We start from the raw sequence: 24,704 nt of genomic DNA on the forward strand, positions 1-24,704 counted from the left end.
TGGGTTTCCGTCTCCAGCTCAGGACTTTGTGGAGCGCACGTTAGATTTGAATGAGCTGTGTATTCAGCACTCGAGCGCTACCTTCTTTGTCAACAATTGGGGTCAGATGAAAATAAAATTTTTCATCTGACCCCAATAGCTGCTTAAGTGATTAAGAAATTAATTCCCTCTATTACAACGGTAAGAATTCGCCTTATTTTGAAAAGCTGGTAAAGCTTCGTAGTAAAATAGGTGTAATAATGCAAGAAAAATCTAAGGACTTACTCACAAAAATCGTAAGCGAAGCAATGCAAGGTGCATTTAAACAACTTCCTCCTGATTAAAAATATAACAAACGGCTGTACCGGATAAATTTCTGCTGTCACCTTTTGTGCAAAATACGCACAAAATCCGCCATCAAAAATTTGCTCGGTGAGCCGGGCGTTATGGCAATAGAACTCAAATTCAGCTCAAGTGATTAAGGAACAGTCGATATGGCAGATAATCAAGAAGAGTTAAAAATTGCGGAAAAGTATCTCACTGAATTGCTAAACGCAGATCAAAACGGAGATTATGCTTCTTTCATAAAACGTTATGAAACTGTTGATTCAGGTTTTAGCGAAGATGTTTTTATCAAAGACGTAGAGGCGATGAAAGATGAGTTAGGGACCTACAAAGAAAGGGTATATCTTGGCTCGTTAAATTGCTCGGGTAAAGGTAGCTCACAGAGATCTTTAAGGTTTGTGTGGCGTGGAATTTATGAAAAGCATGAGGCTCTTATCGTCTTGGGTATACACCAAAACTCCGGTGTCTGGTACGTTAATGAGAATCATATTTCTTAGTCGTGTAGTTGTGCAGCGGCCATAACAAACAGCTCCAGCTCACATGCTTGCTGAGCCGGGCGTGAACTCTTAAGGAGATAGAGTGAAGAAATTACCAATTGCATCATTTGGACTAGGTTTAACAACTATATTTTTCTCAATGATTGTCGCTTATATCGTCACCGGATCTTTTCTTGGTAAAGTAACGATGATTGAGCTTAAATCATACGGAGGTATTAATGTATCTAACTTGGTGAATTGGGAGGTTTGGACGTTATTTACATCCCAGTTGGTGCATGCCAAACAATACCATATGTTTTACAACGTCTTATCTCTTGTTGTATTAGGGTATGCCATAGAGAAACGTATTGGCTGGTCTATGTTTCTCTTAGTTTGGTTTTTATCGGGCGCTTCAGGAACGTTGTATAGCACTCTATTTGTACAAGCACCATGGAATACTGGAACAGGTGGTTCTCAAGCTGTATTGGGTATTGCCGGCTTTGGAATTATTCTAACAACGATTATGCATGACAAACGCAATATAATTTATGCGTTATTGTTTGCATTAATCCCGGCTTTTTCGCTCGATCTTATTTTTGCTAATTATCCGAAGCCTGGCCATGTTTTAAGCTTGGCTGTCGGGATGGTGCTAGGCGTTTTTTACGTAAATAAGCTAACAAAAAGCTCAAATAAGGACGCCGCAAGTGGCGCCGCTTAGCTTGGCGTTAAATTTTTAATTGAGTTAAGTAATGAACATTGAGATTGTAGAAACAGCAGATCATCTTAAGCTAATAGAAATCAACAATTGGGGTCAGATGAAAATAAAATTCTTCATCTGACCCAATAGCTGCGAGCAAAGTTGAGTTAGATTAGTTAACTAAATGATATAAGCGACCTTGTCCGGCTCAGGCGAGACGCAACGACTTCGGTGGCCTCGATAAGCGCTGGCCCACTCCGAACCGTGAGAGTTTTTAAACAAACTGGTAAAGCAGACGCAATTCTCTTTCACTCGAAGCTGCTTTAAACCCTAGGTCTCGACCCACGGCATACCTTTCCTGATGAATTTGATCGCTAACCTATAGGTCGAAAATATTCAGATAAGACTAGGCTGCTTTATCTATGGAACATAAATCTCTAGACCTGAGGCAATCCAAAAAGCGAGAAGAAGCGTACTTGATTATACTATCCCTACCATGTTGATAAACTTATCAGCCCCATGATGAAGAAAATGGCAGCACAACAACGCGTCGCTCGACGGTCCTTCCCGACAGGCCACGTGACAGCTGCGTATGAACGCAAAGTGGATGCGGGGGAGGTTAGACAAGATGATGCGCAACTCGCTCTCGCGGCAAAACTCGATGTCCTGCTCGAGTCTCTTACCTCGCTCCCACCAGTACCCGTGTGCACCGACAAACCGACAGAGAGAAGCTCTACAAGCAGCCGTCCGCTGCTACGGTTACCGGCGCGATCGATCGCAGCCTCTCAGTCCTTTCTTCGAAAGAAGTTCCATTTGTGGTCTTTTGGTCCAGCACCGCGAGGCATGTACATTCATGGACCGGTCGGGGTCGGCAAAAGCTTTCTAATGGATCTCTTTTACGCGTCTGTTAATGTCCCTGATAATGATTCTTGCTGTAACAGTGACAGCCACAGCCTCAAACATGCAAAAATTGCCAAACGCCGCGTCCACTTTCATGAATTCATGATAGACGTCCATCATCGAATCTTTGTCTATAAACAGCAGCACCCTCGAGATGATGCGATCCCCATCATTGCGCAGCAATTGGCACAGGAAGCCCAACTCCTCTGTTTCGATGAATTTCAAGTAACAGACGTTGCCGATGCCATGATTTTGAAACGACTTTTCCTATCATTATTGGATCGGAATGTCGTGGTGGTGGCTACTTCGAATCGCTCCCCCGATACCTTGTATGAGGGCGGCATTAACCGATCCCTCTTTTTGCCATTCATAGACATGGTAGAACACAGGTTCGACATTATCTCCATGGAGGATTCCGCCAAGGATTATCGACTCGAAACCCGAGCGGACGGCCAATCCTATTTTTGGTCAAACAAGGATGATCATGGTGATAAAAATAGTGGCAACAACATGCAGGCGAAGTTGAAAGAAATATTTGGTGGCACTGCATCTGGAACTGAGGCCGAGGTCATTGACGTACTCTTCGGTCGCACCGTCCAGGTCGCCCGATTCAATGACCGGTGCGCCTGGTTTAACTTTTCCGAGTTATGCTACCAACCGCTCGGCGCGGCCGATTATATTTCCCTATGCAACCGATTTCCGGTCCTCATCATAGACCGCGTGCCGCAATTAGGCGCCAATCACCTCGACGAAGCGCGGCGATTCGTGAACCTAATTGACGTGTGTTATGAATCTCGCACACGCTTGGTGCTAGCGGCAAAAGTCCCGCTCGATGAACTATTTGTTGCTTTTGAAGCGCAGATCGAATGCAGTGATGGAAATGAAGAACTGTTTGTCAGTGAGAAGGGGGGGAACTCGAGTTCCTTTGCGACGACCATGATTCGCACCAAAGAGGGTGAAGAATTTGAGTGGTCGGCGACGGGGCGAAGTGGCGTGTCACTTGCACAATTATCGGCCACCAATGATCTTGCCTTTTCCTTTCGACGAGCCGCGTCTCGGTTGGTAGAAATGGGGGGAAAGGAATGGGGACGGCAATGACGAAAGGTCTTTACCTTGAAACAATTGGGGTCAGATGAAAATAGAGCTCAAATAGAGCACTGACTCCATACGTATTCCCCAGACACATATTACGCTATTTTTAAATTTTTCGGCCTAAACCCATCCGTACTTCCTTCAACCCTCGATCCAGCTTGACCTATCGAGTCGGCAGGCTTGTGTGCCGAGCCTACAGCCCCCAAAACCTGTTGTCACAATCCCTTGTCAAAACTATACTGTATAAATATACAGTATATGGGTTTTGCGCATTATGAAGGTCACTTATCTTGGCTCTGCTGAATCGGCCGCTTTTCTTTCGATCAATAAGTTAAACATTCCACTCTATGTTGAGTCAGTGTCGGCTGGGTTTCCGTCTCCAGCTCAGGACTTTGTGGAGCGCACGTTAGATTTGAATGAGCTGTGTATTCAGCGCCCGAGCGCGACCTTTTTTGTCCGAGCTCAGGGGGATTCTATGGTGGAAGCTGGGATTCACTCAGGGGACATTTTAGTGGTGGATCGATCATTAACGGCTCGCCATGGTGATATTGTGATTGCGTGTCTCCATGGTGAAATGACGGTTAAAACCCTTGAATTGAAACCTCGTGTCTTACTCCGTCCGAAAAACAAAGCCTATCGTCCCATTGAAATCACAGAAGAATCCCAGTTGGAGATCTTCGGAGTGGTGACTGGTGTTGTTCGTAAGTTTGAGCGTGGCTAATGAATAGCATCTTTGCTTTAGTAGATTGCAATAACTTTTACGCCAGTTGTGAAAAGCTGTTTCGACCGGATCTGAAGCAGAAGCCGGTTGTGGTGTTGTCTAATAACGATGGCTGCGTGATTGCTCGTTCCAAGGAAGCCAAGATACTAGGCATCAAAATGGGGGTGCCGATCTTTCAGGTACGCGACGACATTATCAAGCACAATGTGATGTGTTTCTCGTCTAATTATGCCTTGTACGCAGACATGTCTAATCGGGTAATGACCATCCTAGAGGAAGAAGCGCCAAGGGTTGAGGTGTATTCCATCGATGAAGCGTTTTTGGATCTAACGGGTGTAGATCATGCGTTAGACGTATTGGATTTTGGCCGTCAAGTGAAAGCGCGGGTGGATAAACACACGGGCATTACTGTCGGCATTGGCATTGCGCCTACTAAAACCCTCGCCAAGCTCGCCAATCATGCGGCCAAGAAATATCCCGCTACTGGCTCTGTGGTGGATCTAATGGATAGAGCCCGACAAAGGCGTTTAATGGCCTTGGTGGATGTGGGAGATGTTTGGGGGGTTGGGCGTCGGTTAACTGACAAACTCAAAGCTCGAGGTATTAAGACGGCGTTGAATCTTGCAGATGCCGACCCAAAGTGCATTCGTCGTGAGTTCTCTGTGGTGCTTGAGCGTACGGTACGAGAGTTAAATGGTGTCTCTTGTATGGAGCTTGAGGCACTGGCACCAACAAAAAAGCAGATCCTATGCAGCCGGTCCTTTGGTCAGCGGATCACCGATAAGTTCGAACTACGGCAAGCCGTCGCGAAGTATGTGGCCCGAGCGGGAGAGAAACTCAGGGGAGAGAAGCGTCTGGCTCGCGTAATACAGGTCTTTATCCGCACAGGCGTGTTTAATCCTAATGATCCCCAGTATTCCAATGCATTGTCTGTTGAGTTGCCTTATCCGACGGATGACACTCGAGATTTGTTAGAAGCCGCTGACGTACTGTTTTCACGTATTTATCGCGCAGGCTATCGCTACGCTAAAGCAGGCGTAATGTTAACGGACTTCTTTGAGCAGGGGGCTTATCAGCATGACTTCTTTAAGAATTCGCCTGAACGGTCGCATTCCAAAGCTCTTATGGAGGTATTGGATCGCATCAATCACAGCGGAAGGGGCACGGTGTTCTTTGCCTCTCAGGGCATTACGCCTCAATGGTTGATGAAGCGTGAGCATCTGTCCCCTGCGTACACCACTCGGTGGAGTGATCTACCGATTGTTTACTAAATATCCATCTTTGTTAACTCTATATCTACTTTGCGATATTTGGAAAGTTAACCGTACAATTCCAACGACCCATGAGTGGATCGTCGGAATTAAAGTGTTAATTTTGGGTTTGTACCTACCAGATCCTATTGACGAGAACAGAGTAAATATTTTTGAGAAATGGATTGCGCGTGAACCATTAGATAATTTCAGAAATTCAGGCCCAGATAATGATTCGTTTTCGTTAGTAGAATCTTTTGATGTAAATGAGTATGAAATCAACACATAAAAAGTTAATTAACTACGCGCCTTTCAGGCGTCGGACGCAGCAAAGCTGCGCCGGTTATTGAGGCGTTAAGTTCTTTGGAGTATCGGTGAAAATCAGAGCGATTGTAGAAAGGGATACTGAAGCTGTTAGTGCAGTTTGCATGGCTTCTTTTTCAAAATCAGTAGCAGACACGTTGTCGGAGGAAGGAATCTCAACCTTTGCTAAAATTGCGGCAAGTGATGCCTTCCTCAAGAGAATGAAAGAAGATAATTTGATACTTGTTGCAGAATGCAACGGGGAGATTGAGGGGGTTATTGAACTAAAGGAAGGTTGCCATGTTTTTTGTTAAACCTGAAAAACAGATGAAAGGTATTGGCAGGAAGTTGCTTTCATCGGCTTTAACTTGTGCGAAGTTTGACACTGTAACCGTAAGTGCCTCTTTATCATCAGTTCCTGCGTATAAGAAGTATGGCTTTGAGCTTAAGGGCAATATAGCCGAATCAGCAGGTTTGGTTTACCAACCCATGGAAATCGAACTTAACAAGTCAATCTAGGCGACCGCTATCGCGTTGCTGATTGAAGCACCATGCGCTGTAAAGGTACATGAAATGATTACAGAAGAAATAAAACAATCGGTTAAAGAAAGTGTTCTTTGTTGGTTAGCTACTTCAGATATGGAGGGTTATCCAACGTGCTCTCCAAAAGAAGCCTTTACCATCTGTGGTGAAAATGAAATTGTCATTGCCAATATTGCATCCCCAGGTAGCGTCAAAAATATAGAATCCAATCCCAATGTTTGCGTAAGCTTTATTAACATCTTTAAACAAAAAGGGTTTAAATTAAAGGGCACCGCATCTTATCTTTCTTCGAACGACATTGGTTATAAAAAGTATGCGGAAATATTGACCCCAATTATTGGCGACGCATTCCCAATTAAGGGAGTCATAGTCGTGGTCGTAAATAAAACCGAACCTATCATTGCTCCAAGTTATTATTTGGTTCCAGGCACAACAGTAGAGAGCCAAGTCAGTCAGGCCAAAAAAAACTATGGTGTATAGCAAGGTGCCTCATTCTTAAACGCCAAAATCTGTTTTCACAATTCATCACCAAAACTATACAGTATTTGGATGTTGCGCATGATGAAGGATTGGTCACGGCCCAATCGTGTGGGCTAGGCTTTTACGGTGTTACACTAAAAAAACAATGTTTAAGCAGGAATGTAAAATGGTGCGTCGATTCGCTTCCAGTAAATTTCAGTAACACGCGTGCTCATACCAATGGTCTTGTTGACGAAGAGTACTACCGAGCACTTGAATTCTAGAATGTTTTGAACACCTCTCAAAGTGCTGTATTGCGGTATTTGAGGGGGTGTTATGCGCGGACAAGGAGGTGGCTCGCTATGGGTAATATTACTATTTTATTTGTATGAATTAGCGTCATAAAAGTAAGAAGCTTGAAGGACAAAAGCTGACTCTTTTTGGGATGTTAAGCTAAGCTTTGTTTGAGGATAGGTTTATTCAAGGAAAGCTGCTTTTCGGTATGGTTCTCAATTTGAGCGCCACTGCCTCTTCTCCAAGAACGTGTTGAGGAACAGTCCAAGACTCATGGTGTACTTGATTCAGTACTTTCGAGCTTTATTATCGGCGCAGCGAATACGAACGCAGGCGTTTAAATGTTTTCGCATTTCAGTGTCTTTTCTTTGTACTGTGTTGCTTTTGTGCACGCTTCCTTGGACCTCTCCTAAAACATTTGCCGAATCGCCTGATCTGACAACCTTACCACTTGAAGAGTTGTTGGAAACCGAGGTCATCAGTGCTACCCATTTTGCTCAACAAATAGTTGATGCTCCTTCCGCAGTGTCGATTATCACGGCTGATGAGATTCATCGTTTTGGTTATCGTACCATTGCCGAAATACTCGATAACATGCGTGGTCTTCATGTCATGCGGGGGCTTGATTACAGCTATCTCGGCGGGCGCGGTTACGGTGCGCCGGGCGATTACGCGGGCCGTATTTTGGTATTGATTGATGGATACCCCGCGGCAGATAATTTTTTCAGTCAAATTTATATTGCAGATGATGGCTATCTCGATACTGCGCTCATCGAGCGGGTCGAATACGCTCCTGGTCCGGGTTCGGCCATTTACGGCAACAGCGCATTTCTTGGTGTTGTTAACATCGTCACACGCAAAGGGCGGAATTTTGACGGAGTCGAAGCGGAAGTCTTGACGACCTCTAATCAGGATCAGGAAGCTAGGATCACAGGGGGAAATAGATTTGATAACGGCTTGGAGCTACTGTTTTCTGCGTCAGTCTTCACGAGTGACGGTAGGAGTCATGAATACGATGGCGGTGATGTCATCTCTAGCTCAGACCGCCAAAGCGAGCGCTTTTTTCTTAAGGGAGGCTACCGTAATTGGTCACTGGAAGCGGCTTCTTCCATCCTGTACCAAGACAATCTGAACACGATTACAGACTTTGCCCGTCAATCAAGTGATCGCAACCGATTCATTCATTTAGAGCATGATGCATACCTAGGCCGAGATTGGCGTACGGTAACGCGGTTATATTACGGCGATTTTCAATTCGAAGGTTTGGTCGATGATCAGCGCTTCGATGTAAGGCAGGACATCGAAACCAATGGCAGTTGGTATGGCATCGATAGCAAATTGATTTATCTTGGATTAGCTGGGCACCAGATCCTGTTGGGCAGCGAGTATCGGATTGATCAGGAACAAGAAACTCAGGGGCAGTATCGAACTATTCCTGAGGACGAAGTGTTGGATACGTATAAGTTTGCCGATAATGGCAATACCTTCAGTCTTTATGGGGAAGACAGAATCACGCTCACCCCAACGCTAAGCGCCAGTTTAGGTGGGCGTTACGACCGTCGCCACTTTGATAAATACGATACCACTCAGGATGTTTTCAACCCACGTTTCGCCGTCATTCACCGCCCGACAGAACAGTTGTCGCTCAAGCTTTCTTATGGGCAGGCAAGCCGTTTTATAACGCCTGAAGAGTATCTCGGCTCTGAAGAGATTGAGCAGCCTTCAAGAGTGCGTACAACCGAATTCGTCGCCGAGCATAAGACCTATCAACGTCGTCTGCTCGCTTCGTTATATCGCTATCACGTGGATCAATTGCCCACCTACACTCGCGAAGAGTCGAACACGATACGTGGTGCTGAGCTGGAATCGGAGTGGCAATGGCAGGGCGCTAAAACACTGCGGCTTAGCTACGCGTGGCAGCATGCCGAAAATAACAAAGGGGCGGACCTGACTAACGTCCCTAACCACATCGGCAAGCTGCATTTTTCGACACCGATTTTAAACGAGCGAACCCACGCGAGTTTGGCGTTACGCTATGTCGGCGAACGCAAAAATTTAACCAATGGTTCGGTAGACAGTTATACCGTCGCAGATGTGACACTGACCTCTGAGCCGCTATCTGGCATGGATGTCAGCGTAGGTATCAGGAACCTCTTTGACGAACAATACGATCATGTCTCGTATGATGGCAATCAAGACGGACTTTTGGCGCAGGATGGACGCTCTATATGGCTACGCGTGGGGTACCGTTTCCAATGAAACTCTCACGTATACTGCTTACACCGTTTTTTGCCTTACTACTGTGCGTAACCGTTCAAGCACAACCTGTGGACGAGCGCTCCGTCAAAGCGGCCTATATCTACAATTTTCTTCGTCTCACTGAGTGGCCCATTCCGCTGGAGCAGCCTTTCTATTTATGTATTTTAGGCCGTACCCCGCTTGATGGCGCGTTAAACAAGTTGACGGGACAGCCCGTGCGTTCGCACACAAATATTCGTGTCATTAATGTGACGATCGGTGATGAACTGGCGGTATGTAACGCTCTTTACTTCGACCAGAGTCAATATCGACAAATCGATGTACTAATGAGAAGATTGATGTCGGCGCCTATTTTGACGATTACCGACGTCCAAGGGCTAGCCGATCGTGGCACCATGATTGAGATGAGTACACAGGACAACCGTGTAGTTTTTGAGATCAATCTAAGAGCAGCTCAGCAAGCTGAGATACACATCAGCGCACGGCTACTTAAGTTAGCTCGTCATGTCGCCACTCGATAAGGCGAACACTATGCAAAGATTCCAACGTTCCATCCTTCATCAGCTCGTCACATACGGTATCTTGATTACCGCGCTAGCGCTTTTTCTGCTGATGATGGGGACCCAAGCCTACAATGCCTTCAACAAGTATCGTGCGCTGAGCAGCGCCATGCATGTTGCGGCGGATGTGATCGGTAGCAACAGCACTGCTGCCATCCTGTTTCAGGACGAAATCACCGCCACAGAAGTGTTGCATTCACTATCAGCTTCACCTGATATGCTTCGTGCCTCCATTACACTTCCTAGCGGTAGCCAGTTGGCTGAATACCACGCTGTTGATCACCTTGATTGCCCCCCAACGAATACCGCTAAGGAAAATCTGCTAGAGACCTCAAGCGGCTTACAATTCAGCTGGTGCAGCGTAGGGCTTCAGCAGCCGATTAATCTGCACGGTGAGCGCATCGGCACCATTGTTCTTGAGTACAGCCTTAAAACGCTACGCTCCAGCATCCTGTTTGATTTACTTTTTGGCATTCTTTCTATCGTAGCCACTCTTGGGCTATCGCTACTGCTCTGGCGGCGCTTGGCGATTCGTATTACACGACCACTTCGCCACCTCTCCAACATCACACAGCAAGTTAGCTCTAAGCAGGATTTAGGGGTACGTGCTGTGGTCACTTCGCGCGATGAGGTCGGGCGATTAACCAGCGATTTCAACGGTATGATGGAAAAGTTGCAGCAATACGACGTTCAATTAAAGCAAGAGTTGCAACAGCGCCGCATTGCTGAGGAGCGGCTTAACCAATTGGCTTATCATGACAATGTCACTGGGCTGTATAATCGTCACTATTTCAATGAGTGCTTGGACGATGTGATCGCTCAATCATGCCGCAATGACCATGGCTTTGCGTTACTGCTAATCGACTTAGATGGATTCAAGAAGATCAACGACACTCTTGGGCATGACATGGGAGATCAGTTGCTCTGCCAAGTCGCGTCTAGACTTAAAAATAGCATGCGTGCTAGCGATAAGGTATGCCGCTTGGGAGGCGACGAATTCGCGATCATTACGGGGTGCAATATCGGTCCTGATGAAGCACAGCAGCTAGCGCAAAAGCTAGTCGATACGCTGGCTTCTGCCTATTCATTAGGTGATCGTTGGGCATTTATTACGGGGAGTATTGGCATCTGTTTGTGCCCCGAACACGCCAAAGACAAAGAGCTGTTAGTAAAATACGCTGACGTCGCGATGTATCAGGCTAAAGAGCAGGGTAAGAACGGCTATTGCGTTTATGCTCCAGGCTCGGAGGTCCACCTAGACGATCTTGTTCGAATTGAACACGACATTCACGACGCTCTTGCATCGAATCAGCTACGTCTGAACTATGAGCCTTGGTTCACGGCCAGCGAACGAGCACTCGCTGGTTTCGAAGCACAGCTTTATTGGGAGCATCCCCAATTGGGCGTGATTCATCCGACGCAATTTATTCCCATTGCAAACCTGACGGGTCTGATTGTGCCAATCGGAGAGTGGGTGGTGGAACAGGCGATGCAACAATTGGCAAAATGGAAGCAATTAGACCCTGAACTCAAGATCAGCCTCCCATTCTACGCTCAAATGCTGCATCAAGCCTCGTCAGTAGAACGCCTAATCGCAGCGCGGGACAATGCTTCTTTGGGGCCTGATGACGTCGAATTGGTAATGAGTGAACATGAAGCTCTGGCGGAATCTAGCAGCATGCTTCATGCCAGTATAAAGCGTTTACGTGAGACGGGTTTCCTAATGACTCTTGACGAGTTCGGAGCAGGACCATCGTCACTTCCCTGTCTTCAACACGTCTCGTTTGAGCATCTCAAGGTTGATAGCGCGCTAGTGGCGCATTTAGATCAAGCCCAGTGTAGCCATGCGTTATTGCAGGCTATGGTCGGTTTTGGCAGTGCACTTAAAGTCACAATGATAGCGCAAGGCATACTCAACGAGGAGCAAGCGAAGATACTCGCTTGCCTAGGCTATGCCCGTCTTCAAGGTCCGTATCTATGCGAACCAGTCTCCGCGAATGCTGCTCAGGCGCTTCTTGAGCAGGCAGCTGGGGAATATCCTTCTCGAAACGGTTAGTTTCGCCAGATTGTGCGGCATAGAGTGCCCAACAATCACATTTCAATGCCATGAATCCGATGTGTTGCTACGTCATGCGTTATTTGGCGCAAAGACGTCATAGATTTTACCAAAAGCTTACTGTCAATTTATATTTATATAGTCTAAATTAGTATTATCTAATATAAATGGTGCAGGGATTTAAAAATGACTATTAAGAAAAAAGTATTGTTAGGCGTGCTTATTTTGGGTGGCGCGATAAGTTATTCGCCACTCTATGCAGATGAGGTGGGCTATGGCGCTCATGGCGCTGAAAACACCATCGATGCTGAGCTAACACTAGAATCTATGTTGAATTACGCTATCGAAGATGAATATCTCGCGCGTGGCGAGTACCAAAAAATTATTGCTACTTTTGGCTCTGAGCGACCGTTTACAAATATTCTGAAAGCTGAAGAGAAACACATAACATGGCTCGAGCCATTGTTTATTAAATACAACATAAACATACCGGAAGATCGAGGTATGGAGGAGGCGGTGATACCGGATGACTTTGATGCGACATTTGCAATTGGGGTTGATGCTGAAATTGCAAACATTGATATGTACACGCGCTTTTTAGCGCAAGACCTACCGAGTGATGTTCGAGATGTTTTTGAGCGGTTACGAAACGCTTCCGAAAACCATTTAGCGGCGTTTCAAAAGCGTATGAAGTAAGAGGTATGCGATTAAGCTGGCGTGTGTCGCTGGCTTTTTTCGCTGGCTTTTTTCGCTTATGCAAGGTGGATCAAAGGCGTGAACAGGTCGAACCGATCTATGAAAAGTCATTTCGTATCTTTTCGTAATTATCGATGCAGCGTGATGCTCATATGTGCGATTTGTGAGCTATATTCAGTTTAATGCTCAAGAGAAAATAATATGAATCTACGTAGCATTTTACTTTTTCTAACGTTGTTTAGCTGCCTCACTGCTGTGGTAGGTGAATATCTCTTCTATCAGCAATCGGTCAATTCCAATGTAGAGAAAGAGGAGCAATCTGCTGATACGACTGCAAGCCTTATTGCGGTGAAGCTTGATACGGCCATAGAAAAATATATTAAGGCCAGCCGAACGCTCGCATCCTTACCGGACATCTTGGATGAGATGTCTGAGCCCCACGAGCAGAGTTATTCAATAAGTAAGTACTTGTTGTATTTGTTTTGTGACAAGGGACACGCAAGCCTTTGTTACTTACTCAAACCAGATGGTCTGACGGTGGCGGACAACGTTGGACCGAATGATGAGAACTCCCTTGAAGGAAATAATTACTCTTTTCGACCCTACTTCTCTGAGGCGTTGAAGCAAGGAGGATACGTGTATGCCGCGTTAGGAACCGTGACTAAAAAGAGAGGGTTGTATTTCAGTACGCGTATTGAAGATGCGGATTCGTCTGTATTAGGTGTGGCTGTGATGAAAGTCCCGATGGAAAATCTTGAGTCAGAGATTAATAATCTTGAAGGCACGGCGGTTTTAATTAGCCCTGATGGCGTTGTTCTTTCAAGCAGCGACAAGAGCTGGGAAATGAGTTCACTTTGGCCCATTCCCGAAGCGCGTATGCGCGAAATTATAGCGTCAAAACAGTTCGGAATGGATCCGATCTTATCGCTGGGGTTTGATCAAGAAATCAAAGATCAGCGCCTCTACAGTAAACAGCATAATGACGCTTTTATCGTTGGTCAGTCTGAGCTGAAAACCATGCCAGGATGGCAACTTCTTTACCTTAATGAGGCCCCTGAGTTCTATTGGCTGGATGATACCGTTGTACCACTTGTTTCTTTAATGTTTCTTTTGGCGTCTATCGCCTCATTGATGCTGTATAAAGTCGGAACTAGAGATCTAAAATTCCTTAAGGAGGCCGAGCACGAATTAATGAGCAGCGAAGAGCGACTTAGACAGCTTGCTGAACTCACGAATGAGGGTGTTTTGATCCATAAAGACGGCGTGATTATAGATACAAATAAAGCGTCAGCGGAGATATTTGATTACCCAGAAGATGATCTGATCGGAAAAGACATCTGGAGTTTGATGGCTGCAGAATGTGTTCCTATGGCCCACCACAATATGTCTATCGGCTACGAACGACCCTATGATCTTGAGGGAAAAAGGAGGAGTGGCGAGATTTTTCCAATGGAGGTGAGTGCTCGGGATAGCACTATAAAACGCGAAAAGGTTCGGGTTTGTTGTATTCGAGATCTTTCGCAAAGTAACTCATTAGTGATTGATAGGTTGAACTTTTTCATCGAAGACGCTGAAAGAAGCGGATGTCTTTTTGCTGTTGTTTATATCGATCTGGACAACTTTAAGCGCTTTAACGACAGCCTAGGTCATGAATTCGGTGACAAATTATTAACGGCCGCGGCCAGGCGTTTGCGCAGCGGATTAGAAGATCATGACAGTCTTCTACGCCACGGAGGAGATGAGTTCATTATACTGCTGCAAAACTTTGGAGACTCTAGTGAACTGTTAAAAGCCGTGGAGCGCTTACATGCTGTCTTTAATGATGAGTTTGTTATTGATCAATATGGTGTTTCACTGTCGGCCACTTTTGGGGTATCCATTTACCCTCGCCACGGCGAAAGCGCTGTAAGCTTGTTGCAAAATGCGGAATTGGCGATGTACTGGTGCCGAGAGATCGGTAACCAGGGGGACTTTGAGTTCTATTCGGAAGATATGGGACGTAAAGCGGGACATAAATTGGAAATGGAGCAGCAGCTCAGGAGAGCGCTAGAAAATGAGGAATTACTGCTCAATTATCAACCCGTGTATGCCTATCTGGATGGTGAAATCAGTTTGGTATCGACTGAAGTGCTGGTTCGTTGGAATTCTAAAGAGCTGGGTATGGTCGGGCCCGAGAAGTTTATTCCGATCGCCGAAAACACAGGACTGATCGTGGAGATTGGTAATTGGATTATTCAGACTGCTTGTCAGCAAGGGGCGGATTGGATGGCGCGGGGTTATCGACCATTTAGGCTCGCCATTAATATTTCTCCGAGGCAATTACGGCAGTATGATTTTATTAATGTACTGCAGGGTATTCTGAGTGACACGGGTTATCCCGCAGAGCAATTATGCTTGGAGATTACGGAAGGCATTCTCATTGAAGACGATCAGTATGCTCGGTTCATTCTCAACCAAATTAAGGAATTAGGCATTCTACTGGCAATTGATGATTTCGGTACTGGTTACTCGTCGCTTTCTTATTTGAAAAATTACCCTTTTGACCTGCTAAAAATTGACCGGGCATTTGTAGCCGATTTAGATATAGATAAAAGCCACAACCAATTAGTGAAAGCATGTATTTTGATGGCGCACGGTCTGAATATGAAAGTCGTGGCGGAAGGCGTTGAAACGGCAGACCAACTGAAGTTTCTGGCAGATCATGCGTCTGATTATTATCAGGGATACTATCTTAACCGCCCAATGCCCGCTAAGCCATTTGAAGAGCTGTTAAAGTAAAACGAGTAGGAGCATTAATGAAAAAATTCGAATATAAGATTGTAGATACACGGGATGTGGAGTCGGCAGGGCTGTTCAAAGGCCGAAAGCGCGAAGATGTTGAGGCTCATCTAAATTCGCTTGGTGCGGAAGGCTGGGAGCTAGTTAATGTTGATTTTCGTGAACTGGAAGGGAGGCTGGAGTTTGCCGGTGTTATGAAAAAGCAACGATAAGGCGTGAATTAGACGTTGTTCTGGTGCGATACTAAATCGGTTCTCTTGTTTAAGTCGCGATGACGTAGCTGGGTCATTATCTTGCGACTATTCGACCACTAGGTACTCGTTGGTCATCTGTACCTATTCATTCTTCTTAATTTTGTGCCTGTGTGCCATATCTCATTTCCCATAATATCCGAGCTTAAATTTAGTCAACGCGGTTTCTGTGTTAAGCGAGGAGAAATTAATGGAGATCAACCTAGTCGTCGTTTGGGCGCTTATTATCATCTTCGGACTGACAATGTATGTTTTGTCCGATGGTTTTGATTTGGGGGTTGGGGTGCTTTTTCTAGCGGCACCGAACTCAAGAGATCGAGACGCCATGTTACGCTCCGTTACGAAACGCTGGGATGGCAGCGAAGCTTGGTTGGCATTAGTGGCAGTGTGTTTTGCCATAGCTTTTCCGCCGACGCTTTCGGTAATGTGGGCTGCATTTTCCATTCCTTTGTTGGGGATGTTGTTCGGTCTAATGATTCGCGGACTCGCGTTCAAAAAACGTGCTGATAATCGTGGGCGTTGGGACGCGCTATTCTGCTTCGGCTCAATGTTGGTGACCTTTTTGCAAGGCACGATATTAGGGGCTTTGATTCAGGGTACCGCAGTCGAAGGACAGCGGTTTGTGGGTAACCAATGGGACTGGCTGACATGGTTCAGCGCTTTGACGGGGCTGACATTATTGCTCACTTATGCCTTGCTTGGTGCGACTTGGTTATTGGTTACGACCGAAGGTGCTTTGTACAAAAAGATGCGCCGTCATTCTCATCATTTGTTAGTCTGGTTCGGTTACGCGATGACCATTGTAATGTTGGTTACGCCTTTTCTAAACGAGGCGCAAAGAGAGCGATGGTTGGGTTTGCCAAATCTATTCCATATGGGTTTTGTGCCTATGTTAGGCGTGATGGCGTTTGTGTGGGTCTATTATGTTATCCGTTTTTCAGAGTGGCGACGGTGGCCATTTGCCATCACTTTGATTATGTTGTGGACGGCGTTTTTCACTTATATCACGAGTCTTTGGCCAAACATTATCATACCTAATATGAGTATCTACGAGATGGCAGGGCAGGCGAACTTAGGTCAACCATTGTGGGGCATACTGCTGTTTGTATTGGCTATTCTAGCCTACAGTTTTAGGGCGTTTAAATCATCATTTGATAACCCTCAACTTGTTTGATGATTGATTTATTGCTTGATCGTTGTATGCGCTGTTAGCGCTTAGCTTGCGCTGAGTAAGGTATTAAACAGTAAATGGAGCGCTGTTCGTCGGTGCTCTGTTAGCGGTTGTGAGAAGCTAAGGCGCATATGATTTTTGTAAAGGCTCTGGGCTGAGAAGAGAGCACCGGGGGTTAGGACTATCCCTTCCTGTATGAGGGCTTTATAGCTTTGTTGTGTGTCAATGTGGCTAGGAAGCTCTACCCAACAGCTTAATCCCCCATTCGGACGACTGAATCGTACCAGATCTCCCCAGTTTGCAGAGATTTCGTTTAACCATTCATCTCGTTGGTTTTTAAGCAACTGGCGTTGTTGACTGATGTAGCGTTTGAAATGTCCTGTCGTAATGAACTCTGTTAGCCCTTGTTGGGTTGCGCGTGGGCTAGCTAGCTGTGTAATCAGCTTTAGTTGTATGATTTTTTGTTGTAAGTGCCCACCACTGATCCAGCCTATTCGTAGTTCTCGGGATAGACATTTGGAGAACGAGCCACACAGAATCACACGCTGGTCATGATCGAACGCTTTTAGTGGCGCACAAAGCTCATTACGAAATCTAAGTTCGCCATAGATGTCGTCTTCTATGATGTAAAAACTGTTAGTTTTGGCTATGGATACCAGCTGTTTCATATCATTTGTCGACATTTTTGAGCCAGTGGGCGTGTTGAAATTTGGCGTTACAACACAAGCTTTTATCGGGTAGCGTTTTGTTTTTTCTTCTAGCTCATTAAGGTCGATGCCTGTGGTAGGGTCAGATGATATTTCTATGACGTCTAGCCCCATTTGCTCAATCTGCTGTAGCACTCCATAAAATGCGGGCGACTCCACTGCTACGGTATCTCCCATTTGGCAAGTCGCCATGAGTGCTAAGAATAGGGCGTGTTGGCAGCCAGCGGTAATGCACAGGTTGTCTGCATCCAAAGCGGTGTCTCGCTGGCGATAAAGCTCAACAATGGCTTGCCGTAAGCCTTGTTGTCCACTCGGCTCATCGTAATAGTTGGCTTTTTGTTCTGGCTGTGATCGCGCTGCCCGACTGATCATTCTGTTGAGTGTTTGCAGATGTTTGGATGCTGGAGCACCTCCTTCGGTTGGCAATATGTCAAACGCCGCGCTGCGAGACATAATGTCTCGAAATAGCTCGGGTACGTTAACTTGGGTAGGTAAGCTTGGTGTTGAAACTTTTTCGGGGCGATGGCGGTGAACAGAGGGCTGCGTAACAAAATAGCCTGATTTTGGAATGGCATACACGAGCTGTTCGGTTTCTAACCGCTGTAAAGCGTGAATAACCGTTGCTTTGGAAAGCGTATGTTGTTGGCACAGCGTCCGCACTGATGGCAGCTTTTCACCTGCTTTGAAGCGCCCCGTCTGAATTTTTTGTCTTAGGTGTGCTTCGAGCGCTTCATATCGGAAACCTGCCATGGATAGAGTCTGCCTTGCGAGCTGGTCTTAGTTTAGGTGTATTATTTAAAGTTATTAGTAACTGTACTGATTTTAACTGGATGTGTCTGCAAAAGGACAGAAAAGCATTTATTGAAGAAGCGTCAAAGCGTTATTTGGGCATTACTTCAATGTTCGAGTAAAAATAGACCGTTCGTAAGTGGCTTTGTTAGGTTTCACTACACTTTAAACGTGACCATCCTTGGCAACCGTTAACGTGTGTGGGTGACAATGTAAATTAATTCAGACCAAATTGGGTCTGTGCCTCTTGAATGATGTGCCTGCCTATCGGTAAGGCCGATGTGGCAGCGGGGGAAGGGGCATTACAAACATTGATGGTTCGTTTGGTGCGAACGAATAGGAAATCATCTACCAATTTGCCTTCTTTTGAGACCGCTTGTGCTCTCACGCCTGCTGGATAAGGAGTAAGATCTGATTTCATAACGGAAGGGCAGTATTTCTGTACTTCCTTTAGATAGCCGCCTTTAAATAGAGAGTTCTTCATCTCCACAAGCCCCGGTATGAAATTGTCTTTTAGTACCTTGCGGATGCCAGGATATCGAAGGCTTTCTAGACTGTCCGATAAGGAAATGTCAGTTTTACGGTAACCTTCGCGTTTCCAGGCTAGAACAGCATTAGGTCCTACCGTGACTGTGCCATCAATCATGCGTGTTAAATGTACACCAAGAAATGGCATGGCGGGGTTCGGAATAGGATAAATTAAATGATTGACGATCTGGTTGTGTTTTTCGGGTAGTAAATAGTATTCACCGCGGAAAGGGCAAATACGAAACTCTGGTTCTACACCTAACATTTTTACGATTCGATCAGCCATTAAACCGGAGCAAGATATCAGATACTGGGCGCTGAAATCGCCAGTGCTGGTGTTTGCAATGACTTCTTGTGGCGTTTCTTTTAATCCGAACACTTCTGTTTGATAGCGAACTTCACCGCCGCGCTCCATGACTTTGCGAGCCATTTCTTGTGTGACTCGTTTGTAGTTTACGATGCCACTGGATGGGACAAAAATCGCTCCCATACCAATGATGTTTGGTTCGCGTTCACGCAATTCGTCGGCATTTAGCCAGTATCGCTCCAGTCCATTTGCTTCAGTACGTTCCCACAGTGCTTTCATTCGCTCCATTTCTAGAGCGTTAGTTGCGACTAACAATTTGCCGCACTCATCGTAGGGTATGCCATTCTCTTGGCAGAACTCTTTCGTTCTACGGTTACCTTCTAGGCAAAATTTCGCCTTTAAGCTGCCAGGGGTGTAGTAAACGCCTGCATGGATGACACCTGAGTTGTGTCCAGTTTGATGTTCTGCTGGGCCCGATTCTTTCTCCAGCACCAATACTTTTTTATCTGGGTAGCTTTCAAGTAATTGCATTGCCGTAGACATCCCAATAATGCCGCCGCCAATAATCATGAAATCGTACATCGTTATCCTCTTTCGAAGAGAGCTCATATAAAATCACCGGTAATGATTCCGGTGATTTTCGGTAAAAGACTATTCTAGTTTACTTTAGAAGGTTATTGGGTGGGATTACGCAGAGTTTTTGCGTGAGTAAAATAACCGCGTTGGCGCATTAGCTCGCGGCGTAAGCCTTGGTGAGCCGTAAATTTATCGCGCCCATGTAGCCAGAAGTGGTTATTGATCAGTAAGAATGAGCCAGTGGGGACTGGCACAGAGACAATCGCGTTGCTGCCTTCAAGCGACTCGGATAGATCTGTGAGCCAGTTTCCCTCGATATCATCTTTTGGCTGCACGAACTGATCAATGTAAGACATGATTGGTTGGCCACTTCGGTCGATATCAAACACAGGGTGAAAGACGTCTTTACTGGTTTTTTTGCTTGGTGGAGCACTCCAACGCATTTGTCGATGAGCCATTGGGTCTGCACTAAATCGCTCTAAGTCTTCCCAATCATCTAGATGTAGAAGTAGCGAATTTCCACCTTCCATATTTTGCTCATCGAGTTTCATCATTAGCACATAATCTGTGTCTTGCTCCACGAATGTCCCATCGTTATGTAGCTCCATGACACGATGTGCCTGACGTAGGTAGCTGTCAGAGTTGTCCTCGTTTTTTACTACGAAGCGTGCGTAATACTGTCCGCTCATGGCATCAAAATTAGAGCGCCCTAAAAGATGTGCGACAGCGGTGGAGAATTTAACCATCTCTTCAGCTTGCGTCACTTCGTTTAAGCCCTCAGGAGTGATTAACAAAGCGCCAGTACGACGGTCCGCAAGCGTATTCACTAAAAGCTTCTGGAGTCGGTTGTCACATAAATCATTCAGAACTTTAGCGATACGAAATCTCAACATTGATTTGTATTCCAACGCTTGCATTGGAAATTTCTCTACTTCTTTTAGAAAGGCATCAACCAATGATTGCTCGAACCATAGCTCTAACAGGCGAGGGTTCTGTGCAGAAGGTTTCAGTGAAAAACCAGCGGTATTCTGAGATGAATTTGATGTGGCAGCTAGGGACATGAGTGACCTCGTTAATCGTTTTTATTGTCAGGTGTGGCTTTCGTCGTAGTAAAGCACAGGATTACTTTTGTTAATATTTTTCAAAAATATCTACATTTTTAGGTACCGTCAATCAAAATATCTACATTTTCATATTTTGTCGATAAAAATATATTTTGCTGAGACATTGCTAGAATGACTATAATTCGACAGTTTCTATTCATCTGATACGGACAGTCCATGGTTACCAATGAAGACAAAAACAACTTAGTGAACCTAGCTTATGTCGCGCTGAAGCGAGATATCACTGAAGGAGTGTATAGGCCAGGGGACAAGTTATTGATGCGTAGCTTGAAGGAGCGTTATGAGATTGGCTCTGGCCCAATGCGAGAAGCTCTTTCACGACTCGTTTCTGAACGTTTAGTGACCGCCATCAGTCAGCGTGGCTTTCGTGTCGCATCGATGTCGATTGATGAGCTGACTGATATCTACTTTGCTCGTGCTCACTTAGAGGCCATGATTACCGAGCTCGCCGTGAAGTTAGGTGATGAGAGTTGGGAAGCAAGCGTTATTGCTAGCGCCCATACACTGTCGAGAGTGACGCAAGTGCATAGTGCAGAGGACATGTTAGGGCTTTGGGATGCTCGTCATAAAGCTTTCCACTTGGCCATCGCCCAAGGGTGTGGCTCTCCTAAGTTGTTAGAACTGCGTTTGACAATGCTTGATCAAGCTGAACGGTACCGACAGCTTTGGTTGCGCCATACGGTTTTCTCCGCCGATGCTTTAGAGGCTAAGCGGGAGGAGCACCGCCATCTGATAGAGGTTTTGCTATCCCGTGATCACGCTAAGGCGCGTGATCTGATGTTCCAGCATATGACAGGACCCGTTACGATCATTTCAGAGGTCATCGCAGCGCGAGACCTTGCCGGCGATGAGTAATATGAATGTCTTGTTTTAGCTTACCGTAAATTGAACGGTCTCAAACCGTTAACTATTCATCTTGAAAGACGAAGTGTCAGTACGCCTTTTGAAAGGTCCTGTTGCGGACGCAAAAAATGGGCCAGCTTTTGTCGCCTCTCACTGGGTAATGTGCGAAAATAACCATTTAGTCAAGAATAGCCCCCGAGAGGTTTCCATGAGTGTTTATGAAATTCGTCACCCGTTAGTTCGCCATAAAATTGGTTTGATGCGCAATCAAGCTATGAGCACTCGTGGCTTTCGCTTGCTTGCTTCAGAAGTTGGCAATCTACTGACGTATGAAGCAACAAAAGATCTCGAACTCGAAGAGTATGAGCAGAAGGGCTGGTGTGGTTCAGTAACATGTGAGCGTATTCGAGGTAAGAAGATTACAGTAGTGCCTATTTTGCGAGCCGGACTCGGGATGCTAGACGGGGTGCTGGAGCTCGTACCCAGTGCCAAAATCAGTGTTGTGGGGCTGTATCGTGATGAAGAAACACTTGAGCCAGTAAGCTACTTTGACAAGTTGGCAAGTGATATCGATCAGAGAATGTCTCTTGTGGTGGATCCCATGTTAGCAACGGGTGGATCATTGATCGCAACGATCGATCTCCTGAAAAAACATGGCTGTACAACGATCAGAGCGCTAATTCTCGTTGCGGCACCGGAGGGAATTAAAAAGGTTCAAGAAGCGCACCCTGACGTGGATATCTATACGGCGTCCATTGATAGTCATTTGAACGAAGACGGCTATATTGTGCCGGGCCTCGGTGATGCAGGCGACAAAATCTTTGGAACGAAGTAACTCGAAGTACGGATCTTTATGACAAATCTACAGAACTCATCTTATGACACTGTTTTGACTGGGTGGCGTATGCTGCTCGCTGGCGCTCAAATGCTGTTTGTTGCATTTGGGTCACTCGTATTGGTGCCTTTGATCACAGGCTTGGATCCAAGCGTTGCATTATTTACCGCAGGTTTGGGTACATTGATTTTCCAACTCACAACTAAACGATCCATTCCAGTGTTCTTAGGGTCTTCTTTTGCGTTTATAGCGCCCATAATCTTTGCTGTTGAAACTTGGGGACAAGCTGCAACGATGGGCGCGTTATTTTGTGCTGGTCTTGTGTATGTGCTGCTCTCGGTTTTGGTGGCTATGCGGGGACCTGATTTTTTGCATAGACTGCTACCTCCTGTCGTGACCGGACCTATTATTATGGTTATTGGATTGGGGCTTGCACCTGTTGCGGTCAATATGGCGATTGGCAAGACGGGAGATGGTTCAGCAGTGCTGTTTACGCAAGCGGAAGCCTTGATGCTATCAATGCCAGCCTTGCTAACAACATTACTTGTCGCAACGTTTGCGAAAGGTGTTTTTCGACTCGTACCGATTATATCTGGTGTGGCAGTCGGGTATATCGTTGCCGAATTTATGGGGCTTGTTGATCGCAGTGCCGTTGTGAACAGCGACTGGGTATCGGTTCCTGGTTTTGTTATGCCGGAGTTTCAAATCGCAGCGATATTATTTATGTTGCCTGTGGCGATTGCACCCGCGATCGAGCATGTCGGTGATGTATTGGCTATTGGCAGTGTGACGGGTAAGGATTATGTTCAAAAGCCTGGTCTTCACCGAACGCTTTTAGGCGATGGTTTGGCAACATCCGCCGCTTCCTTATTCGGTGGTCCACCAAACACGACGTATTCCGAGGTGACTGGTGCGGTCATGTTGACGCGAGCATTCAACCCCGTAGTGATGACTTGGGCTGCAATCTTTGCAATTTGCTTGGCTTTTATTGCTAAATTTGGCGCGTCTTTACAGACTATCCCTGCACCAGTGATGGGGGGAATCATGATTCTGTTATTTGGTTCGATTGCAGGCGTCGGTATGAACATCCTGATAAAGGCTCGGATCGACTTAAGTGCGCAGCGTAATCTTGTTATTGTGGCTGTGACCTTGGTATTTGGTGTTGGCGGAATGATTATTGGGGTTAACGACTTCCAGTTACAAGGCGTTAGTTTATGCGGTATTGTAGCAATTGCTTTGAATCTTATTTTACCGCAACCTAAGGTGGTTGAAGATCGTCGTAAGGAACAAGGTTTGGTTGATGATGTAACGCAGCGCGGGCACTAATTTATACTTATTCTTCAAAAACATTAAAACGCCAGGCTGCTAGGTCTGGCGTTTTTATTGAGTATACAAAGTGATGACAGCTTTTGAGTGGCAGGGGAGGGGACTCTGTTTGCTTGGGGCTTTAGAACAGCTTTCGATAGCAATATATCGAGGGAGGGGAATACTTGTTACCTGCCAGAAAACAGGCTTCGATTAGTGTCGACACTATAAATATTCCAACGCTCTATATCTGCAGTTTTGCGGGCAAACACTTCTCCAACAACTCGGCGATTAAGTTCCCGACCTGACGCTGTATCGTTGGTGGCAATCGGCTTCTCTTCACCATAGCCAATACCTTCGACACGGCTTCGTGGGATGCCAAACCGTTCAACCAGAACGTTTGCAATCGCGTCTGCTCTATTTTGAGATAAAGCTAAGTTGTAATTTGCGTTACCAACGTCATCGGTGTGTCCTTCAATGACAACTGACGATGTCGGATTCGCTTTTAAAAAGTCTGCTAGTTTTTTGATCTCGCCATAATACTGTGGTTTAACGTCGTACTTACCAGAACTGAATAGTATTTTGAGGTCGAGAGAAAGTAGTTTGGAGCTTTTTTCAGAGCAACCATTGTTGTCTACTTTAGCGCCCATAGGTGTGTTTGGGCACATGTCCCGAACATTAATGACCCCATCTTTGTCTGCATCGGCTAGCTTTTGAGACATGTCTACGCCATACAAGGAGCTGCCTGACGCATACGTGGACATAGCCACTAGCGCTGAGCATATAATAATTCCTTGTTTGGCGAGCTTCAAAATCATTGTTTTAACCAATTGTATTAATCTTGCTTACTAATATACGGC

The 24,704-nt window shown here is 45.8% G+C and carries 20 protein-coding genes and 1 pseudogene; 17 read left to right on the forward strand and 4 right to left on the reverse strand.

What is annotated here, in order from left to right:
• Positions 1 to 473: 473 nt before the first annotated feature.
• The 14 genes and pseudogenes from DN730_RS01100 (at position 474) to DN730_RS01170 (ending at position 16,833) form a co-directional block, all read left to right on the forward strand.
• Positions 474 to 821 carry a hypothetical protein gene (locus tag DN730_RS01100; protein WP_115466267.1) on the forward strand — a complete coding sequence of 116 codons (348 nt, stop codon included), beginning with the start codon at positions 474 to 476 and terminating at the stop codon, positions 819 to 821.
• 82 nt (positions 822 to 903) lie between these two features.
• Positions 904 to 1,518, forward strand: coding sequence for a rhomboid family intramembrane serine protease (locus tag DN730_RS01105; protein ID WP_245957862.1), 615 nt, complete (start codon positions 904 to 906; stop codon positions 1,516 to 1,518).
• Between the two features lie 510 nt (positions 1,519 to 2,028).
• A complete protein-coding gene (zapE, locus tag DN730_RS01110; RefSeq protein ID WP_211313805.1) occupies positions 2,029 to 3,495 on the forward strand; it encodes a cell division protein ZapE in 1,467 nt (488 codons plus the stop codon).
• A 268-nt stretch (positions 3,496 to 3,763) separates the two neighbouring features.
• The gene (gene umuD / locus DN730_RS01115; protein WP_115466269.1) at positions 3,764 to 4,210 is read left to right on the forward strand and encodes a translesion error-prone DNA polymerase V autoproteolytic subunit; all 447 of its coding nucleotides are present in this window, start codon (positions 3,764 to 3,766) and stop codon (positions 4,208 to 4,210) included.
• Entirely contained in the window at positions 4,210 to 5,481 is a 1,272-nt protein-coding gene (gene umuC / locus DN730_RS01120) for a translesion error-prone DNA polymerase V subunit UmuC (protein WP_115466270.1), read from the forward strand. Before umuD ends, umuC begins: the two co-directional genes overlap by 1 nt.
• A 407-nt stretch (positions 5,482 to 5,888) precedes the next feature.
• A pseudogene (locus DN730_RS01130) lies at positions 5,889 to 6,282 on the forward strand (GNAT family N-acetyltransferase).
• A 54-nt stretch (positions 6,283 to 6,336) separates the two neighbouring features.
• Positions 6,337 to 6,786, forward strand: coding sequence for a pyridoxamine 5'-phosphate oxidase family protein (locus DN730_RS01135; protein ID WP_115466271.1), 450 nt, complete (start codon positions 6,337 to 6,339; stop codon positions 6,784 to 6,786).
• Between the two features lie 546 nt (positions 6,787 to 7,332).
• Positions 7,333 to 9,318, forward strand: a complete 1,986-nt coding sequence (locus tag DN730_RS01140; protein ID WP_115466272.1) for a TonB-dependent receptor plug domain-containing protein — start codon at positions 7,333 to 7,335, stop codon at positions 9,316 to 9,318.
• Positions 9,315 to 9,839 carry a YfiR family protein gene (locus DN730_RS01145; protein WP_158541158.1) on the forward strand — a complete coding sequence of 175 codons (525 nt, stop codon included), beginning with the start codon at positions 9,315 to 9,317 and terminating at the stop codon, positions 9,837 to 9,839. The genes DN730_RS01140 and DN730_RS01145 overlap by 4 nt, the downstream gene beginning before the upstream one ends.
• Before the next feature lie 10 nt (positions 9,840 to 9,849).
• Positions 9,850 to 11,934: a bifunctional diguanylate cyclase/phosphodiesterase gene (locus tag DN730_RS01150; protein ID WP_158541159.1), complete on the forward strand. Its 2,085-nt coding sequence runs from the start codon at positions 9,850 to 9,852 to the stop codon at positions 11,932 to 11,934.
• A gap of 186 nt (positions 11,935 to 12,120) precedes the next feature.
• Complete coding sequence (locus DN730_RS01155) at positions 12,121 to 12,630, forward strand: ferritin-like domain-containing protein (RefSeq protein ID WP_115466275.1); 510 nt, start codon at positions 12,121 to 12,123, stop codon at positions 12,628 to 12,630.
• 201 nt (positions 12,631 to 12,831) lie between these two features.
• On the forward strand, positions 12,832 to 15,408 hold the full coding sequence (locus DN730_RS01160; RefSeq protein ID WP_115466276.1) for a bifunctional diguanylate cyclase/phosphodiesterase: 2,577 nt from the start codon (positions 12,832 to 12,834) through the stop codon (positions 15,406 to 15,408).
• A 17-nt stretch (positions 15,409 to 15,425) separates the two neighbouring features.
• Entirely contained in the window at positions 15,426 to 15,620 is a 195-nt protein-coding gene (locus DN730_RS01165; protein WP_115466277.1) for a DUF4177 domain-containing protein, read from the forward strand.
• A 229-nt stretch (positions 15,621 to 15,849) separates the two neighbouring features.
• Positions 15,850 to 16,833: a cytochrome d ubiquinol oxidase subunit II gene (locus DN730_RS01170; protein ID WP_115466278.1), complete on the forward strand. Its 984-nt coding sequence runs from the start codon at positions 15,850 to 15,852 to the stop codon at positions 16,831 to 16,833.
• Between the two features lie 41 nt (positions 16,834 to 16,874).
• On the opposite strand, the gene DN730_RS01175 is transcribed toward DN730_RS01170, so the two are convergent.
• From DN730_RS01175 to glaH, 3 genes are all read right to left on the reverse strand, one after another.
• Complete coding sequence (locus DN730_RS01175) at positions 16,875 to 18,287, reverse strand: aminotransferase-like domain-containing protein (protein ID WP_115466279.1); 1,413 nt, start codon at positions 18,285 to 18,287, stop codon at positions 16,875 to 16,877.
• 256 nt (positions 18,288 to 18,543) lie between these two features.
• Positions 18,544 to 19,743: an L-2-hydroxyglutarate oxidase gene (gene lhgO, locus DN730_RS01180; RefSeq protein ID WP_115466280.1), complete on the reverse strand. Its 1,200-nt coding sequence runs from the start codon at positions 19,741 to 19,743 to the stop codon at positions 18,544 to 18,546.
• Positions 19,744 to 19,835: 92 nt separating this feature from the next.
• Positions 19,836 to 20,798: a glutarate dioxygenase GlaH gene (glaH, locus tag DN730_RS01185; protein ID WP_115466281.1), complete on the reverse strand. Its 963-nt coding sequence runs from the start codon at positions 20,796 to 20,798 to the stop codon at positions 19,836 to 19,838.
• A gap of 219 nt (positions 20,799 to 21,017) precedes the next feature.
• Between glaH and csiR the strand changes: the two genes are divergently transcribed.
• The 3 genes from csiR (at position 21,018) to DN730_RS01200 (ending at position 23,865) form a co-directional block, all read left to right on the forward strand.
• Entirely contained in the window at positions 21,018 to 21,716 is a 699-nt protein-coding gene (gene csiR, locus DN730_RS01190) for a DNA-binding transcriptional regulator CsiR (RefSeq protein WP_115466282.1), read from the forward strand.
• A 196-nt stretch (positions 21,717 to 21,912) separates the two neighbouring features.
• Positions 21,913 to 22,539, forward strand: coding sequence for a uracil phosphoribosyltransferase (gene upp / locus DN730_RS01195; protein WP_115466283.1), 627 nt, complete (start codon positions 21,913 to 21,915; stop codon positions 22,537 to 22,539).
• A gap of 18 nt (positions 22,540 to 22,557) precedes the next feature.
• On the forward strand, positions 22,558 to 23,865 hold the full coding sequence (locus tag DN730_RS01200; RefSeq protein ID WP_115466284.1) for a uracil-xanthine permease family protein: 1,308 nt from the start codon (positions 22,558 to 22,560) through the stop codon (positions 23,863 to 23,865).
• A gap of 167 nt (positions 23,866 to 24,032) precedes the next feature.
• Here the strand turns inward: DN730_RS01200 and DN730_RS01205 are convergent, their stop codons facing one another.
• Complete coding sequence (locus DN730_RS01205) at positions 24,033 to 24,566, reverse strand: OmpA family protein (protein WP_245957863.1); 534 nt, start codon at positions 24,564 to 24,566, stop codon at positions 24,033 to 24,035.
• Positions 24,567 to 24,704: the final 138 nt, after the last annotated feature.

Origin of the sequence: Marinomonas piezotolerans, from assembly GCF_003362755.1 — a bacterium.
Taxonomy (GTDB): Bacteria; Pseudomonadota; Gammaproteobacteria; order Pseudomonadales; family Marinomonadaceae; genus Marinomonas; species Marinomonas piezotolerans.

What these genes read in the sequence shown, in the direction of transcription:
- DN730_RS01100 (WP_115466267.1), top strand. Translation starts at nt 474, where the DNA reads ATGGCAGATAATCAAGAAGAGTTAAAAATTGCGGAAAAGTATCTCACT.
- zapE (WP_211313805.1), top strand. Translation starts at nt 2,029, where the DNA reads ATGGCAGCACAACAACGCGTCGCTCGACGGTCCTTCCCGACAGGCCAC.
- umuD (WP_115466269.1), top strand. Translation starts at nt 3,764, where the DNA reads ATGAAGGTCACTTATCTTGGCTCTGCTGAATCGGCCGCTTTTCTTTCG.
- umuC (WP_115466270.1), top strand. Translation starts at nt 4,210, where the DNA reads ATGAATAGCATCTTTGCTTTAGTAGATTGCAATAACTTTTACGCCAGT.
- DN730_RS01135 (WP_115466271.1), top strand. Translation starts at nt 6,337, where the DNA reads ATGATTACAGAAGAAATAAAACAATCGGTTAAAGAAAGTGTTCTTTGT.
- DN730_RS01140 (WP_115466272.1), top strand. Translation starts at nt 7,333, where the DNA reads ATGGTGTACTTGATTCAGTACTTTCGAGCTTTATTATCGGCGCAGCGA.
- DN730_RS01145 (WP_158541158.1), top strand. Translation starts at nt 9,315, where the DNA reads ATGAAACTCTCACGTATACTGCTTACACCGTTTTTTGCCTTACTACTG.
- DN730_RS01150 (WP_158541159.1), top strand. Translation starts at nt 9,850, where the DNA reads ATGCAAAGATTCCAACGTTCCATCCTTCATCAGCTCGTCACATACGGT.
- DN730_RS01155 (WP_115466275.1), top strand. Translation starts at nt 12,121, where the DNA reads ATGACTATTAAGAAAAAAGTATTGTTAGGCGTGCTTATTTTGGGTGGC.
- DN730_RS01160 (WP_115466276.1), top strand. Translation starts at nt 12,832, where the DNA reads ATGAATCTACGTAGCATTTTACTTTTTCTAACGTTGTTTAGCTGCCTC.
- DN730_RS01165 (WP_115466277.1), top strand. Translation starts at nt 15,426, where the DNA reads ATGAAAAAATTCGAATATAAGATTGTAGATACACGGGATGTGGAGTCG.
- DN730_RS01170 (WP_115466278.1), top strand. Translation starts at nt 15,850, where the DNA reads ATGGAGATCAACCTAGTCGTCGTTTGGGCGCTTATTATCATCTTCGGA.
- DN730_RS01175 (WP_115466279.1), bottom strand. Translation starts at nt 18,287, where the DNA reads ATGGCAGGTTTCCGATATGAAGCGCTCGAAGCACACCTAAGACAAAAA.
- lhgO (WP_115466280.1), bottom strand. Translation starts at nt 19,743, where the DNA reads ATGTACGATTTCATGATTATTGGCGGCGGCATTATTGGGATGTCTACG.
- glaH (WP_115466281.1), bottom strand. Translation starts at nt 20,798, where the DNA reads ATGTCCCTAGCTGCCACATCAAATTCATCTCAGAATACCGCTGGTTTT.
- csiR (WP_115466282.1), top strand. Translation starts at nt 21,018, where the DNA reads ATGGTTACCAATGAAGACAAAAACAACTTAGTGAACCTAGCTTATGTC.
- upp (WP_115466283.1), top strand. Translation starts at nt 21,913, where the DNA reads ATGAGTGTTTATGAAATTCGTCACCCGTTAGTTCGCCATAAAATTGGT.
- DN730_RS01200 (WP_115466284.1), top strand. Translation starts at nt 22,558, where the DNA reads ATGACAAATCTACAGAACTCATCTTATGACACTGTTTTGACTGGGTGG.
- DN730_RS01205 (WP_245957863.1), bottom strand. Translation starts at nt 24,566, where the DNA reads ATGTCTCAAAAGCTAGCCGATGCAGACAAAGATGGGGTCATTAATGTT.